Origin of the sequence: Pedococcus dokdonensis, assembly GCF_900104525.1 — a bacterium.
In the GTDB taxonomy this organism is placed as follows: Bacteria; Actinomycetota; Actinomycetes; order Actinomycetales; family Dermatophilaceae; genus Pedococcus; species Pedococcus dokdonensis.
This window is the reverse complement of the sequence record NZ_LT629711.1, coordinates 2,375,930-2,391,654: the sequence shown is the minus strand read 5'-3', so window position 1 is coordinate 2,391,654 and position 15,725 is coordinate 2,375,930. Positions and strand designations below refer to the sequence as shown.

Annotated in this window: 7 protein-coding genes; 6 read left to right on the top strand and 1 reads right to left on the bottom strand. The window is 71.2% G+C overall.

Translation table 11 applies throughout. The features are described from left to right. Positions 1 to 242: 242 nt before the first annotated feature. From BLQ34_RS11180 to BLQ34_RS11155, 6 genes are all read left to right on the top strand, one after another. Positions 243 to 1,721, top strand: a complete 1,479-nt coding sequence (locus tag BLQ34_RS11180; protein ID WP_231961054.1) for a sugar transferase — start codon at positions 243 to 245, stop codon at positions 1,719 to 1,721. After that, complete coding sequence (locus BLQ34_RS11175) at positions 1,721 to 2,389, top strand: DUF4352 domain-containing protein (RefSeq protein WP_091785338.1); 669 nt, start codon at positions 1,721 to 1,723, stop codon at positions 2,387 to 2,389. The genes BLQ34_RS11180 and BLQ34_RS11175 overlap by 1 nt, the downstream gene beginning before the upstream one ends. A gap of 41 nt (positions 2,390 to 2,430) precedes the next feature. Beyond that, a complete protein-coding gene (locus BLQ34_RS11170) occupies positions 2,431 to 3,702 on the top strand; it encodes a hypothetical protein (protein ID WP_157693003.1) in 1,272 nt (423 codons plus the stop codon). Beyond that, positions 3,692 to 8,416 carry a LamG domain-containing protein gene (locus BLQ34_RS11165; protein WP_157693002.1) on the top strand — a complete coding sequence of 1,575 codons (4,725 nt, stop codon included), beginning with the start codon at positions 3,692 to 3,694 and terminating at the stop codon, positions 8,414 to 8,416. Before BLQ34_RS11170 ends, BLQ34_RS11165 begins: the two co-directional genes overlap by 11 nt. Positions 8,417 to 8,543: 127 nt before the next feature. Further along, positions 8,544 to 13,247, top strand: coding sequence for a PKD domain-containing protein (locus BLQ34_RS11160; protein ID WP_157693001.1), 4,704 nt, complete (start codon positions 8,544 to 8,546; stop codon positions 13,245 to 13,247). Between the two features lie 38 nt (positions 13,248 to 13,285). Then, the gene (locus BLQ34_RS11155; RefSeq protein WP_197674689.1) at positions 13,286 to 14,401 is read left to right on the top strand and encodes a glycosyltransferase family 4 protein; all 1,116 of its coding nucleotides are present in this window, start codon (positions 13,286 to 13,288) and stop codon (positions 14,399 to 14,401) included. Here the strand turns inward: BLQ34_RS11155 and BLQ34_RS11150 are convergent. Further along, on the bottom strand, positions 14,353 to 15,708 hold the full coding sequence (locus BLQ34_RS11150) for an O-antigen ligase family protein (protein ID WP_091785326.1): 1,356 nt from the start codon (positions 15,706 to 15,708) through the stop codon (positions 14,353 to 14,355). The genes BLQ34_RS11155 and BLQ34_RS11150 overlap by 49 nt on opposite strands. Positions 15,709 to 15,725: the final 17 nt, after the last annotated feature.

Genomic DNA, 15,725 nt, shown 5'->3' with positions numbered 1-15,725 from the left:
AAACGGTGGAGGGGCCTACGCCATAGCCCGTAGTGCAGGTGCGGTTGTCTGGCCTAGCCCCGCGATCGTATGTGCGTCAACCCCTGTGGTGACAGCATTTCCAAAGCCTGAAGAAGTCTTTACGTGAGGGCATCGCGGTAGGTCCACGAGGACTTGCCTTCAGGCGCGGAACGCGGTCTAGGGGAGTGAGCATGACGGATCTTGCGGGGGCAAAGTCCGTTTCGCCGGCACGGGCGGAATGGGTGCGCAAGCACACAGCAGAGCCGACCTCTCCTCGGCCGGGACCGCCGAGCCGGTCAGCCCGGCACAGCAAGCCCACCCGTCCCTGGCACGTGGGCTACCGCCGTCGCGCGCTGCTCGCCGACATCAGCACCGCCGTGGTCACCTCGGCCGTGGTCCTCGCCCTCCCCGTCGGGAGCGCCCCTGCGGCCGTCCGGTGGGGCGTCGCGCTGGTGCTGCCCGGCGTCTGGTTGCTCATGCTGCAGCTGTTCCACGGCTACGAGCAGCGGTTCCTCGGCATCACCACCGACGAGTACCGCGCCGTCGCCCGCGCCGCCCTGAGCCTGGGCGGCGTCGCCGTGCTCGGCTCCTGGGTCCTGCACTTCGAGCTCGCCCGGGGGCTCGTCCTCGTCATCGTCCCGATGCTCATCGTCCTCGGACTGGTGGCCCGCAACCTGCTGCGGCGCTCGCTGCTGCGCCGGCGCACCGTCGGCCTCGACACCCAGCGCACCGTCGTCATCGGCAACGTCCGCACGGTCGGGCCGATGATCCGCCAGCTCCAGCAGGCGCCCGGCGAGGGGATGCGCGTGGTGGGTGCCTGCGTCTCGGGCATCACCAACGGCGGCGACTTCTCCTCCGAGGTCGAGGGCATCCCGGTCTTCGGCTACCCGGAGGAGGCGCTGCACGCCATCGACCTGCTCAACGCCGAGGTCGTCGCCGTGTCCGGCGACCCCGACCTCAGCGGCCGCGCGCTGCGTCGCCTGGCCTGGTCGCTCGAGGAGCGCTCCGTCGACCTGGTCGTCGCCACCGGGCTCCTCGACGTCGCCGGGCCGCGCCTGTCGATCCGCCCCGCAGCCGGCATGCCGCTGCTGCACGTCGAGCGGCCGGCGATGTCCGGCGCCCGCCGGGTGGTCAAGCGGGCCGTCGACTGGTGCCTCGCGCTCGGCCTCACCCTCGCCGCGCTCCCGGTCCTGGCCGCCATCGCGGTCGCGATCCGCCTCGACTCCCCGGGCCCCGTGCTGTTCCGCCAGACCCGGGTCGGGGCCCGGGGCGAGACCTTCAGCATGCTGAAGTTCCGCAGCATGGGCGTCGACGCCGAGCAGCGCCTGGCCCAGCTGAGCGCCGCCGCCGACGCCGGCAACACGGTGCTCTTCAAGATGCGCCGTGACCCGCGGATCACGCGGGTCGGCGGGTTCCTGCGCCGCTACTCCCTCGACGAGCTGCCACAGCTCGTCAACGTGCTGCGCGGCGAGATGTCGCTCGTGGGCCCGCGGCCGCCGCTCCCGGCCGAGGTCGCCGGCTACGAGTCCGACGCCGTCCGTCGACTGCGGGTCCGGCCCGGCCTCACCGGCCTGTGGCAGGTCAGCGGTCGCAGCGACCTGAACTGGGACGAGTCGCTCCGGCTCGACCTCTGGTACGTCGACAACTGGTCGCTCGTGCTCGACCTGCAGATCATCGTCCGCACCGCTCGCGCGGTCCTGCGTGGAAAGGGTGCCTACTGATGTCGCCGCGCCTTCGTCTCTCCGTCGCCCTCGCGGGTCTCGCCCTCGCCGCCGCCAGCCTGTCCGGCTGCGGTGGCACCGGTCAGGCCTCGGCGGCCACGGCCAGCACGTCCGCGACGTCCTCGTCCACGCCGACGGAGACTCCCGACACCGAGAGCACCGAGACCACCCCGGCCACGGTGTCGCCCCCGCTGCCGCAGCCGGTGAAGTCGGTGGCCAAGGTCAAGCGGGACGGGCAGCCCAACACGCCGTCGGTGAGCGCGCCGGGCGCGAAGTTCACCGCGCCGGTCACCTACCCCGACGGGGTCAAGGTCACCCTGACGAAGGCCGAGAAGGGCATCGAGAAGGGCCACGGCGCCGGCGTCATGAACGGCCGTGAGTACGTCCGGTTCACCGTCAAGCTCACCAACGGCTCGACCAAGGCCGTGAACCTCAACCAGGTCGTCGTGACCACGACGTACGGTGCCTCCGCGCAGCTGGCCGCGCCCGTCTACACCGACAGCGCCGGCACCTACGACTTCTCGGGCACCGTGAAGCCCGGCGCCTCGGCCACCGCCCTCTACGCCTTCGCCGTCCCCGTCAAGCAGCTCAACCGCGTCACGATGGTCGTCGACTTCGACGGCCTGCACACCTCGGCCACCTACAGTGGCGCGGTCGTGGCCAAGTGACCCACCCCTCACCGTCCCGAAGCGCGCGGCTGCGGTCGCTCGTGACGTCGCGTGCCTCCGGGGCGGTCATCGCCCAGGTCTGGCAGGCGGCCGGGAGCTTTGCCCTCCAGGTCCTCGCGGCCCACCTGCTCGGTGCGCGTGGCCTCGGCGTCGTGGCCCTCTGCCTCGGCGTGATCGTCCTGACCACCGCGATCACCAGCGGTTTCGTCGGTGACTCGCTGACCGTGCTCGACCGCGCCGACGTCCGGGTCCGTGCCGCCCTGCAGGCGTGGACGCTGCTCCTCGCGTTCGTCGGACCGTCGATCGCGGGCGCCGTGCTGTGGGCCACGGACACCCTGTCGGCCGGCGAGGCGCTGGTGTTCTTCGCGGCCGGCGCCCTCTTCCAGGTCGAGGAGGTCGCGCGTCGCGTCCTGATGGCCGGTCTCCAGTTCTGGCGTCTCGTCCTCGTCGACGGCGTCGCACTCTTCGTGGCGCTCGCGACCGTCGCGGTCACCGCCACCCGCGGTCCGCTCGGTCTGGGCGCCTTCCTGGCCGCCGTCGCAGTCGGACAGCTCGCCGGACTGGTCGTCGCCCTCCGGCTGGTCGCCCCGCAGGAGCGCTGGCTCGCACCGTGGTCCGGTGCGGACCTGCGCGCGGTCGCCTCGTTCGGGGCGTGGCGCGGCGCCCAGGTGGCCGTCAACCCGGGCGTCTTCACCGCGATGCGGGTCTTCGTGGTGGCAGCGGCCGGCGGTGCGGCCCTCGGCCAGGTCGAGGCCGCCCGCATCTACGTCGCGCCCGCGATCCTCGCCATCCAGGGCTTCGGCTCGTTCCTCCTGGCCTCCTACTCCCGCGACCGGGCGCGTCCCCTGGCCGCGCTGGTCCCGAGCGCGGTGCGCGCGTCCGTCGCCATGGTCGCCGCGGTCCTCCTCGTCGGCGTGGCGCTGTGGGCGCTCGTGCCGGTGGTCGGTCCGTGGATCACCGGTGGGTCGTTCGACCTCCCGGCCGTCACGGTCCTCGGGTGGTCGGTCTATGCCGCGTCGACCGCCACGTTCACACCCCTGCTGTGCCTCGCGGTCTCCCGTGGCCAGCAGCGGGTGCCCCTCCTGATCCGCGGCGTCGACGCGAGTGTCTCGCTCGGCGTCCTGGGGCTGCTCCTCTGGGGCGGCATGCCTTACACCGCAACACCATTCGCGCTCGCCGCCGGTCCTGTCGTGGGTGGTCTCGCCATCCGCGCACTCGTGATCGGTTCCATGCTCCGCGCCGAGCAGTCCACTCCCGCCCTGGCAGTCCCCGCCACCGCGCAGCCCCGAGAGGCAGCCCACCATGCACGTTGAGCAACTCCGCGGACCGGTTCGCCGGCTCGTCGCGACCGTGACCACGGCCGCACTCGTGTGGTTCGGCTTCATCGTGGCGAGTCCCGCCGCGATGGCCGCCGATGCCGGGGCCCAGGCCACGCCGCCGACCACCGTGACCGCCGACGCGCTCCCGACGTGGCAGATCAACGGCGTGGTGTGGAGCCAGGTCGTGGTCGGCAACACCGTCTACGCGACCGGCAGCTTCACCAAGGCGCGCCCGCCGGGCGTCGCCCCCGGTGGCGCGGGCGAGATCGACGCGCTCAACATCTTCGCCTACGACATCACCACGGGTGAGCGGGTCGCGTCGTTCAACCACTCCCTCAACGCCCAGGGCCTGGCCATCACCAGGTCGCCCGACGGGTCGCGCGTCTACGTCGGCGGTGACTTCAGTGCCGTCGACGGCGTCGCGCGCGGCAAGATCGCCGCGTTCTCGACCGCCGACGGATCGCTCCTGCCCTGGGCCGGCGTGGCCGGCGGCCAGGTGCGCGCCCTCGCGGTCTCGAGCTCCACGGTCTACGTCGGCGGCAGCTTCCCGTCGGCCGGTGGCCAGGCGCGCGCCGCCCTCGCCGCGTTCTCGGTGAGCTCGCCGGTCACCCTGTCCAGCTGGGCCCCCTCGGCCGGCGGGGTCAACGCCACCGTCCTGGCCATGCAGCTCGCGCCCGACGGCAGCCGCGTGATCCTCGGCGGCTCCTTCGAGACGCTGTCGGGCACGGCGGCATACGGCATGGGTTCGGTCGACGCCACCACCGGTGCGGTGCTGCCCTGGGCGGCGAACACCAAGATCCGCACCGCCGGCTACAACGGCGGCATCACCAGCCTCAGCACCGACGGCACCCAGATCTTCGGGACCGGCTACGCGTTCGGCTCCGGCGCCTCGTTCGAGGGCACCTTCGCCGCCGACCCCACCACCGGCAACCTCAACTACGTCAACGACTGCCTCGGCGACCACTACAGCTCCTTCCCGCTGAACGGCGTGCTCTACTCCGTCAGCCACTCGCACGACTGCACCGTGGTCGGCTCGTTCCCCGACACGAGCCCGCGGGCCCGCTGGCAGAAGGTCACCGCCGAGCCGACCACCCCGGTGGGCATCACCGCCCGGACCGACGCCTACGGCTGGGACTTCCGCGGCATCCCCTACGCCGGCATCCTGCACTGGTTCCCCGACTTCAAGTTCGGCACCTACACGGCTGACCGGCAGGCCGCGTGGAACGTCACCGGTGGCGGCAACTACGTCGTCTTCGGTGGCGAGTTCCCGACCGTGAACGGCAAGGCACAGCAGGGGCTCGTGCGGTTCGCGCTGCCGGCCTCCTCGCCCAAGGCGGCCAAGCCGCTCTACAGCACCGCCATGGACCCGATCGCCACCTCCACCGAGGCCGGTCGCGTCAAGGTGGACTTCGGCACCGTCTACGACTGGGACGACGCGACCCTGACCTACGACGTCTACCGCGACAACGGGCCGACGATCGGTGCGGTCACCGCGGCGAGCAACTTCTGGACCCTGCCCGGCCTCAGCTTCACCGACACCGGCGTCGCACCGGGGACGGTGCACACCTACAAGGTGCGGGCCAAGGACAAGGACGGCAACGTCCAGTGGAGCCTGGCCTCCAACTCGGTGACCGTCTCGTCCACCCCGATGCCCGCCTACGTGGCCTCGGTCCGCGCCGACAACCCGTCGCACCTCTGGCGCCTCGGTGACGCCGGCCCGGGCTACCTCGACTCGGCCGGGTTCAACGGGGGCACGTCCACCGGCGTGACCTTCGGCCAGTCCGGTGCCGTGAGCGGCGACTCCGCGGTCCGCTCGTCCGGCGGCTCGTCGCCGAAGCTCTACCCGACGCTGGTCGACCCGCACCCGTCCGAGGTCACGGTCGAGGGCTGGATCCAGACGTCCAGCTCGTCAGGTGGCCGGATCGTCGGCTACGGCAACACCCAGTCCGGCACCAGTGCGTCGGCGACCAACGACCTGGTCCTCTACGTCGACAGCGGCAACCGGATCGCCTTCGCGCAGACCGGTCCGACCGGGACCGTCCGCTCGGTGCGCAGCGCGCGCACCGTCAACGACAACGCCTGGCACCACGTCGCAGCCACGGCCGGCGCCGACGGGATCTCCCTCTACGTCGACGGCCGCCGCGTCGGTCGCGACCAGAACCCGGTCACGATGTACCCGTTCGTCGGCTACTGGCGGCTCCTGGCCGACCAGACCAGTGGGCTGCCCAACCGGCCGAGCAACGGCGCCCTGAGCGGCTCCGTCGACGAGGTCGCGGTCTACCCGACCGTGCTGTCGCAGAGCCGGATCCAGGCGCACTACCTCGACTCCGGTCGGTCGCAGAGCTGGAGCACGCCCCCTGCTGACGCCTACTCCCAGGCCGTCAACGCCCAGTCGCCCGACCAGTTCTGGCGGCTGGACGAGACCTCCGGCTCGTCGGTGCTCGACTCGTCGGCCAGCGGCCAGGACGGCTCCGTGCTGGCCGGCGTCACCTGGGGTGCGGCTGGCTCGCCGGCCAGCGCCACGAACCGGGCGGCGACCCTCAACGGCAACAGCGGCGCCATCGTCAGCCGTGAGACCGCCACGTCGCCGAAGACCTACTCCGCGGAGGTGTGGTTCAAGACCAACACCACCCGTGGTGGGCGCCTCATCGGCTTCGGCAACAGCTCGTCGACGACGCTGAGCAGCGCCAGCAGCTCGGACCGACAGATCTGCATGCTCAACAACGGGCGGCTGCAGTTCGGGACCTCGGGCGCGGTGCGCAACCTCGCCGAGACGACGACCTCCTACAACGACAACCAGTGGCACCACGCCGTGGCGACCCAGGGTGCCGACGGCATGAAGCTCTATGTCGACGGCCTCCAGGTCGCGAGCAACGCCGCGACCGACGCGGCCAGCTTCGTGGGCTACTGGCGCGTGGGTGGCGACCGCTGCTACGGCGGCCAGACCAGCAACTACCTCGCCGGCACGGTCGACGAGGCGGCGGTCTACGCCACGGCCCTCACGGCGGCGCAGGTCCGCAGCCACTTCGAGGCGGCCGGTGGTGCGATCCCGAACCAGTCGCCGACCGCGTCGTTCTCGAGCACCAAGGACCTGCTCGACATCTCGGTCAACGGCACGGGCTCCTCGGACCCGGACGGCTCGATCGCCTCGTGGTCGTGGAGCTGGGGTGACGGCACGCCGGCTGGGTCCGGCGCGACGGCGACCCACACCTACGCGGCGGCGGGCACCTACACGGTGGCCCTCACCGTGACCGACGACGACGGCGCCACCAACACCACGAGCGCACCCGTCACGGTCACGACGAACCAGCCCCCGGTGTCCTCGTTCACGACGTCGAGCACGTTCCTCGCGCTGTCGGTGAACGGCTCGGGCTCGTCCGACGCCGATGGCACCATCGCGTCGTACTCGTGGAACTGGGGCGACGGCACGGCCGCCGGCTCGGGCGCCACGGCGACCCACACCTACGCGGCCGCGGGCGCCTACACGGTCGCGTTGACCGTGACGGACGACCGGGGCGCCACGACCACCTCCTCGCAGGTGATCAGCGTGGTCGAGCCGCCGAACCAGGCGCCGACGGCCTCGTTCACCAGCACCAAGGACCTGTTGGCCCTGTCGGTGAACGGCTCGGGCTCGTCCGACCCTGACGGCACCATCGCGTCCTACTCGTGGAACTGGGGCGACGGCACGGCCGCCGGCTCGGGCGCCACGGCGACCCACACGTATGCCGCGGCCGGCACCTACACGGTCGAGCTGACCGTGACCGACGACGACGGGGCGACCAACACCTCGAGCGCGTCGGTGACCGTGGTGGCCAACCAGGCGCCGGTGGCCTCGTTCACCAGCTCGGCCACGTTCCTGGCGCTGTCCGTCAACGGCTCCGGCTCGTCCGACGCCGACGGCACCATCGCGTCCTACTCGTGGAGCTGGGGTGACGGCACGGCTGCCGGGTCGGGCGCCACGGCGACCCACACGTATGCCGCGGCCGGCACCTACACGGTGGCCCTCACCGTGACCGACGACCGCGGTGCCACCACCACGACGACCAGCTCGGTCACGGTGGCGGCGCAGTCGATCCTCGCCGAGGACCACTTCGGCCGGACCTCGACGTCCGGCTGGGGCTCGGCCGAGACCGGTGGCGCGTGGACGCTGGGTGGCACGATCACCCGGTGGACCGTCAACAGCGGTCTGGGCAAGGTCTGGCTGAACGCCGGTGAGGGTTCGACGGCCGCCCTGAACGGCGTCTCCAGCACCCGCAGCGACGTGCGCGTCACGGTGACGACCGACAAGGAGCCGACCGGCGGTGGCCAGTACATCAGCGTGATCGGACGCCGGGTCAGCACGACCCAGGACTACCGGGCGAAGATCCGCTTCGCCGCCGGTGGGGCGACCGCCGTCTGGCTGACCCGCAACGAGGGCGCCACGGAGACCGTGCTCACCAGCATCACGGTCCCCGGCCTGACCTACGCGGCCAACGACCGGATGCAGGTGCGCCTGCAGACGTTCGGCACCTCGCCCACCACGGTGCGGGTCAAGATCTGGAAGTCGGGGACGACCGAGCCCACGGCGTGGACGTTGTCCGCGACCGACAGCGGCACGGCGCTCCAGGCGGCCGGGTCGGTGGCCCTCTACCCCTACCTCAGCGCCACGGTCACCAACGGACCCGTGACGTACGGCGTCGACGACCTCACGGTGACGGAGATTCCGTAATCGGTCGACGACCACCACCGATCGGGTCAAGCAGCGAGCCCGGTAACCCCAATCCACTCTCGCGACAGCGGGGGCTCCACAGGCGGAGGAAGCAATGGCAGGGACAGCTGTACCAAGGATGCTCAGGATGTCCGGACGGCGCCTCACGGCGTTCGGGGTGGCCGGTGCGATCGCCGTGCTCGGCGTGGTGCTGCCGGCGCAGACCGCGTCGGCGGCCGTCGACCCGGCGACCCCCGACGTGGTGACGACCGACGCCCTGCCCACCTGGCAGATCAACGGCGTGGTCTACAGCCAGGCGATCGTGGGCAACACGGTCTACGTGACCGGCAGCTTCACCAAGGCGCGCCCGCCGGGCGTCGCGGCGGGCGGGGCCGGCGAGGTGGATGCCCTCAACATCTTCGCCTACGACCTCACCACCGGTAACCGGGTGGCGTCGTTCAACCACTCGCTCAACGCGCAGGGCCTGGTGATCAAGGCCTCGCCGGACAAGACGCGGCTCTACGTCGGCGGCGACTTCAGCGCGGTGGACGGCGTGGCCCGCGGCAAGGTGGCCGCCTTCACCGTGGCGACCGGAGCCCTCGTGTCGGGCGGCGGCTACGTCCCGCCCAACGTGGGTGGCCAGGTCCGGGGCCTCGGGGTCACCGGGAGCACCGTCTACGTCGGCGGCAACTTCCTGTCTGCCAACGGGGTGTCCCGCACCCGGCTGGCGGCCTTCCAGAACTCCAACGGCGCGATGCTGCCGTGGGCACCCAAGGCCGAGAACGGCTACGTCTGGACGATGACGATGTCCCCGGACAACAGCAAGGTCATCCCCGGTGGGTCGTTCACCACGCTGAACGGCGTGCCCGCGATGGGCATGGGGGCGATCGACTCCGCGACCGGCGCCACACTGCCCTGGGCCGCCACCTCCAAGATCCACGCAGGCGGGTCGCAGGCTGCCATCACGGCCCTGAAGACCGACGGCCAGCGCATCTACGGCGGCGCCTACGCCTTCGTCCTCGGGCAGGAGAACTTCGCCAACTTCGAGGGCACCTTCGGCCTCAACCCCGACACCGGTGCGATCGAGTTCGTCAACGACTGCCTCGGCGACACCTACGACGTGGCTCCCATCAAGAACCTCCTCTACATGGTCAGCCACTACCACGACTGCACGGCGGTCGACTCGATCCCCGACACCAACCCGCGCGCGCGGTGGCAGAAGGCTGCGGTCACGTACAACTACCCGACCGACCTGACCACCCGCAACGACGTGTACGGCTGGAACTACCAGGGTTACCAGTACGCGCGGATGCTGCACTGGTGGCCCGACCTGTCCTTCGGCACCTACACCTCTGCCCAGCAGGCGGCCTGGACGGTCGACGCCGTCGGTGACTACGTGGTCATGGGTGGCGAGTTCCCGCGCGTCAACGGCGCGCTCCAGCAGGGTCTGGTCCGCATGAAGACCAAGGCCACCGCCCCCAAGCTGCGCGGCCCCCGCTACACCACGGTGCCGGCCACGCCGACGCCCAGCACCAACGCGGTCTCGCTGACCGCCGGCACGGTGCGCGTCTCGTGGGGCTCCGCGTGGGACCAGGAGGACAAGAACCTCAAGTACGAGGTGCTGCGCAACAACAACACCTTCGTCCACACCACGACCGGTGACTCGGAGTTCTGGGACCTGCCGACGAAGGGCTTCGTCGACACCGGACTCACCCCCGGCTCGAGCGTGCGCTACCAGGTGCGGATCACCGACTCCGACGGCAACATCCTGTGGAGCCCGGTGTCCAACACGGTCACGGTGGGATCCGGATCGCCCAGCGCCTACGCGCAGACCGTCATCGATGACGGCGCCAGCCACCTGTGGCGGCTCGGCGAGGGCTCGGGCAGCTCGATCGACTGGGCCGGCTTCGACGACCTGGCGATGAGCGGCGGCTACACGCGTGGCGCCGCGGGCTCGATCATCGGCGACTCCGACAAGGCGACCTCCTTCGGCGGGAGCGACGGCCTCGGTGCGACGACGTCGCAGATCGTCGGCCCCGACGTGTTCACCCTGGAGACGTGGTTCAAGACCACGACGACCAGCGGCGGCAAGCTGATCGGCTTCGGCAACGCCAACACCGGCACGTCGAGCAACTACGACCGGCACATCTACATGGAGCCCGACGGCCGGATCACCTTCGGCATCTACCACGACGGCTTCTTCACGACGACGTCACCGACCGCCCTCAACGACGGTCAGTGGCACCAGGTGGTCGGCACGATGGGCCCGTCGGGCTTGACGCTCTACGTCGACGGCAGGAAGACCGGCAGCAACGGTGGCACCTCGGTCGCCCAGGCCTACTCGGGCTACTGGCGCATCGGTGGTGACAGCCCGTGGAGCGGCAACGCCTACTTCGCCGGCGACATCGACGACGTGGCGATCTACCCGGCCGTGCTGCCCTTGTCCAAGGTGCAGTCCCACTACATCGCCAGCGGACGGACGCTCAACGTGCCCACCCGCCCCTCGGACGCCTACGGCCAGGCCGTCTGGGACGCCGATCCCGACCTGTACTGGCGGCTCGGCGACACCACCGACACGGCCAAGGACGCCGGTCCCGCCGAGTCGGACGGCCAGTACAACGGCGGTTACGCCCAGGGTCAGTCCGGTGCGTTCGACGGGGCGACCAACAAGGCCGTGGCCTTCAACGGCAGTGACGGGTTCGTGGCCTCCAAGCGGGTGTACAGCAACCCGCACAACTACACCCTCGAGGCGTGGGTCAAGACCACGAGCACGAACGGTGGCAAGGTGATCGGGTTCGGTTGCTCGAACACCGGCACCTCGGGTTGCTACGACCGTCACGTCTACTTCAACAACGACGGCACGCTGACCTTCGGGGTCTGGACCGGCTTCACCAACACCATCACCACTCCGTTGGCCTACAACGACGGCCAGTGGCACCACGTGATGGCGACCCAGAGCAACACCGACGGCATGGCCCTCTATGTCGACGGTGTCCTGCGAGGCACCAACGGCCAGAACGACGCCCAGGCCTACGACGGCTACTGGCGGGTCGGTGGCGACAACCACTGGGGCTGCTGCAGCCCGTTCCTCGCCGGCACCATCGACGAGGTCGCGGTCTACTCCTCGGTCCTGCCGGCCAGTGCCGCGGCGCAGCACTTCCAGCTCGGCGGTGGCAACGTCGCCAACCAGCCGCCGATGGCCGCCTTCACCCACACGGAGAACGACCTGGCCCTGTCGGTGAACGGCTCGAGCTCCTCGGACGCCGACGGCAGCATCATCGGCTACTCGTGGAACTGGGGTGACGGCACGCCGGTCGGTTCCGGCGCGACGGCGACCCACACCTACGCAGCGGCCGGCACCTACACCGTCACGCTGATGGTGACGGACAACGACGGCGACACCGACACCGAGGCCATCCCGGTCACGGTGACGGCGCCGCCGCCGAACCAGCTGCCGATGGCAGCCTTCACCCACACCGAGACGTTCCTCACGACCTCGGTCAACGGGTCCACGTCGACCGACCCGGACGGCACCATCGTGACGTACGCGTGGAACTGGGGTGACGCCTCGCCTGCCGGCGTCGGCGCCACGGCCAACCACACGTATGCCGCGGCGGGCACCTACACGGTGACCCTCACCGTGACGGACGACGACGGGGCGATCGACACCGAGACGAGCGACGTCACGGTGGTCGAGAACCAGGCGCCGACGGCGGCCTTCACCCACACCGAGACCAACCTCGCGATGTCGGTGAACGGCTCGACGTCGAGCGACCCGGACGGCACCATCGCGTCCTACTCGTGGAACTGGGGTGACGCGACCGCCAACGGCACCGGCGCCACGGCCAACCACACGTACGCCACGGCAGGCACCTACACGGTGACCCTCACCGTGACGGACAACGGTGGCAAGACCGACACCGAGACCGCGTCGGTCACCGTCACCGGGCCGCCGAACCAGCTGCCCACCGCGGCGTTCACCCACACCGAGAACGCACTGCAGACCTCGGTGAACGGCTCGACGTCGAGCGACCCGGACGGCACCATCGCGTCGTACTCGTGGAACTGGGGTGACCTGACCGCCAACGGCACAGGCGCCACGGCCAACCACACGTATGCCGCGGCGGGCACCTACACGGTGACCCTCACGGTGACGGACAACCAGGGTGGCACCGACACCGAGACCGCCTCGGTGACGGTGGCGGCAGCCACGGTGTTCGCGCGGGACGACTTCGGTCGCACCGTGGCGAGCGGCTGGGGCACCGCCGACGTCGGTGGTCCCTGGACCCTGGGCGGGCTTGCCTCGCGCTGGTCGGTCTCCGCTGGCACCGGCAAGGTCAGCCTCAACGCCGGGGACGGCTTCAACGGCTACCTGCCCAGCATCAGCAGCACCTCCACGGAGGCCAAGGTCCTGATCACCACCGACAAGGTGCCGACGGGCGGCGGTCAGTACGTCAGCGTCATCGGCCGCCGGGTCAGCTCCACGGTCGACTACCGCGCGAAGGTGCGGATGGCCGCCGGTGGTGCGGTGGCGGTCTGGCTGACACGCAACTCCAGTGGCACCGAGACCGTGCTCACCAGTGCCACACTGGCCGGTGTGAACTACGGGGCCGGCGACGCGCTGCGGGTGCGCCTACAGGTGACGGGCACCGCGCCGACGACCGTCCGGGTCAAGGTGTGGAAGAACGGCACGGCTGAGCCGGCGGCGTGGAGCCTCACGTCGACCGACAACACGGCAGGGTTCCAGGCCGCGGGCTCCGCGGGTCTGTACCCCTACGTCAGCGGCACCTCGACCAACGGGCCGGTGGTGTACTCGTTCGACGAGTGGTGGGTTGGGCCGCCGCAGCCGTGACGCCAGCTCACCCAGAGGTCGGCAGGCGGGTGGCCCTCGTGGCCAACCCGTCTGCCGACCTCTATGGGTCCGACCGGATGATGCTCGAGACGGTCCGGGGCCTGCGCGAGCGGGACTGGACCGTCGTGGTGGCAGCCTCGCAACGGGGGCCGCTGGTGCCGGAGCTCGAGGCCACCGGCGCGGTCGTCGAGGTGTGTCCGGCTCCTGTCGTGCGACGGAGCAACCTCAGCCCCCGCGGCATGGCCCGGCTCGGGTGGGACGTGCTGCGAGGCCTGCCGGCGATGGTGCGGCTGCTCCGTCGCCTCAGGCCGGACGTCGTCTACGTCAACACGGTGACGATCCCGTTCTGGCTGGTGCTCACCAAGGTCCTGCGGATCCCGTCGGCGATCCACATCCACGAGGCCGAGGGCTCGGCATCGTCGGTGGCCCGGTACGGCCTGACCGTGCCGACCCGGCTCGCCGACCGGGTCATCTGCAACAGCGCCACCAGCCTGGAGGTCGCGGACCGGTCGGGTGGGCGGCGCAGCCGGATGCAGGTGATCCCGAACGGCGTGGTCGGCCCGGAACGGGTGGAACCACCCCGCGAGACCGTCCAGGACCCTCGTCTCCTCTTCGTGGGCCGGCTGTCGCCGCGCAAGGGGGTCGACGTCGCAGTGCGCGCGCTCGGTGCCCTGCGTGGCGCGGGCGCGCCGGTGTCGCTCGACCTCGTCGGCGCGGTCTTCCCCGGCTACGAGTGGTACGAGGCCGAGCTGCGTGAGCTCGTCCGCACCGAGGGGCTCGGCGACGCCGTGACGTTCCACGGGTTCACCCCTGATGTGTGGCCGCACCTGCGCGCCGCCGACGTCGTGCTCGTCCCTTCGCGGGCCGAGGAGTCGTTCGGCAACGGCGTCATCGAGGCAGCCCTGAGCGCCCGGCCGGTCGTGGTCAGCGACCACACCGGGCTGCGCGAGGCGGCCGCGCACCTGGAGGCGGTGGTGGCGGTGCCGGCCGACCAGCCCACCGCCGTCGTCGACGCCGTGCGGCAGCTGCTGGACGACTGGCCGCAGACCCGCTCGCGCGCCCTGCGCGACGCGGACGACGCTGCCCGGCGCTACGCGCCGGAGCGTTACCGCCGGGACGTGAGCGCGGTCCTGGCGGACCTCGCCGGAGCCTGACCCCGGCTCGCCCCCAGACCCGACCCCGCGGTGGCCGCCGCGGTGGCTGCGGCGGCTGCGGCGACGGTCGGGACGGCGGCGGTCGGGACGGCGTCGTCGGGGTGCACCCACGCGCCCGGGTCGGGCGCGGTCCGCGTGACGCGTTCGGACATCAGGCTCACCATCGCGAACACGATGAACGACGTGCTGGCGTCGAACAGCCCGCTCTCCAGCAGGCTGCGCAGCGCCACGAACAGCACCAGGCCGACCCACAGGGGGCGCCAGGGGCGTGGGGTGCGCACGGCCGAGACAAGGGTCACCGTCACCCACAGGGCGGTGAGGCCGAGCCCGACCAGGCCGGTCTGGACGAGCGCGGAGATCCAGCTGCTGTCGAGCAGCTGGGTGGCCCAGTACTGCCCGGACACCGGGATGTGCTTGAGCGTGAGGCCGCCGCCGAACCAGCGTTGCCAGGTCGACCCGTCCATGGTGAGGGCCGCCTGCCAGGCGATCGTGCGCGAGCTGAGCGTGGTGATGTTCTGGTCACCGCCGCGCAGCAGCATGTCGGTCACCGCACTGGTGGCCAGTGCCGCGAAGGCCACCACCGGGACCGCCGCCACCATGGCCACGAAACCCGTGGCCGAGAACCGGCGTGCCTGGATCGTCATCACCGCGACCGCGAGGAAGAGCGTGGCGGCCGTGGTGCGTGAACCGGTCAGCCACACGACGCCGAAGAGCCCCAGGGCCAGGACGACCTCGGAGCGCCTGGCCCGCCCCTCGATCATCCGTTGGACGGTCAGCAGCAGCACCGCCCCGCCGAGGAAGGCGATCTCGTTGGGAGCCAGCGGTGGGATGCCACCCTGGAGGCGACCGGAGGTCAGCGTGCCGGCGCCGGTGGCTATCGCGAACACCGCCACGGCGCCCATCGAGTGGAGCATGGCGGTGATGAGCCGCGACACGCCGACGGCGTGGAGCAGCAGCGCGAGGCTGGTCAGCAGCATGGCGACGCGGATCGCCACGACGGCCGACGGGAGGGCCTGCCCCGAGGCCCAGCCGCCCAGGACGGAGACGGTGAGGTAGAGGCCGGCGAAGGTCAGGGTGCGGGCCCCGACGACGGTTCGGACGCTCGAGCGGCCGGCGTACTGGAAGGCCAGGGCCAGCCCGGCCGCGCCGATCAGCCCCTTGACGGCGACCACCGGGTCGAGCGCGCCGGAGAAGTAGGTCGCCCGGCGCCACGGGATGGTGCAGGCGACGAGCAGGATGCAACAGAGATAGAGCTGCCACGGCGCGATGTCCGGCCGGGTGGTCGTTGTCGGCTTTGTCGCGTTCATGGTGAAACCTGTCCACC

Coding starts and splice junctions, on each gene's coding strand:
- BLQ34_RS11175 (WP_091785338.1), top strand. CDS start 1,721: ATGTCGCCGCGCCTTCGTCTCTCCGTCGCCCTCGCGGGTCTCGCCCTC.
- BLQ34_RS11160 (WP_157693001.1), top strand. CDS start 8,544: ATGTCCGGACGGCGCCTCACGGCGTTCGGGGTGGCCGGTGCGATCGCC.
- BLQ34_RS11150 (WP_091785326.1), bottom strand. CDS start 15,708: ATGAACGCGACAAAGCCGACAACGACCACCCGGCCGGACATCGCGCCG.
- BLQ34_RS11165 (WP_157693002.1), top strand. CDS start 3,692: ATGCACGTTGAGCAACTCCGCGGACCGGTTCGCCGGCTCGTCGCGACC.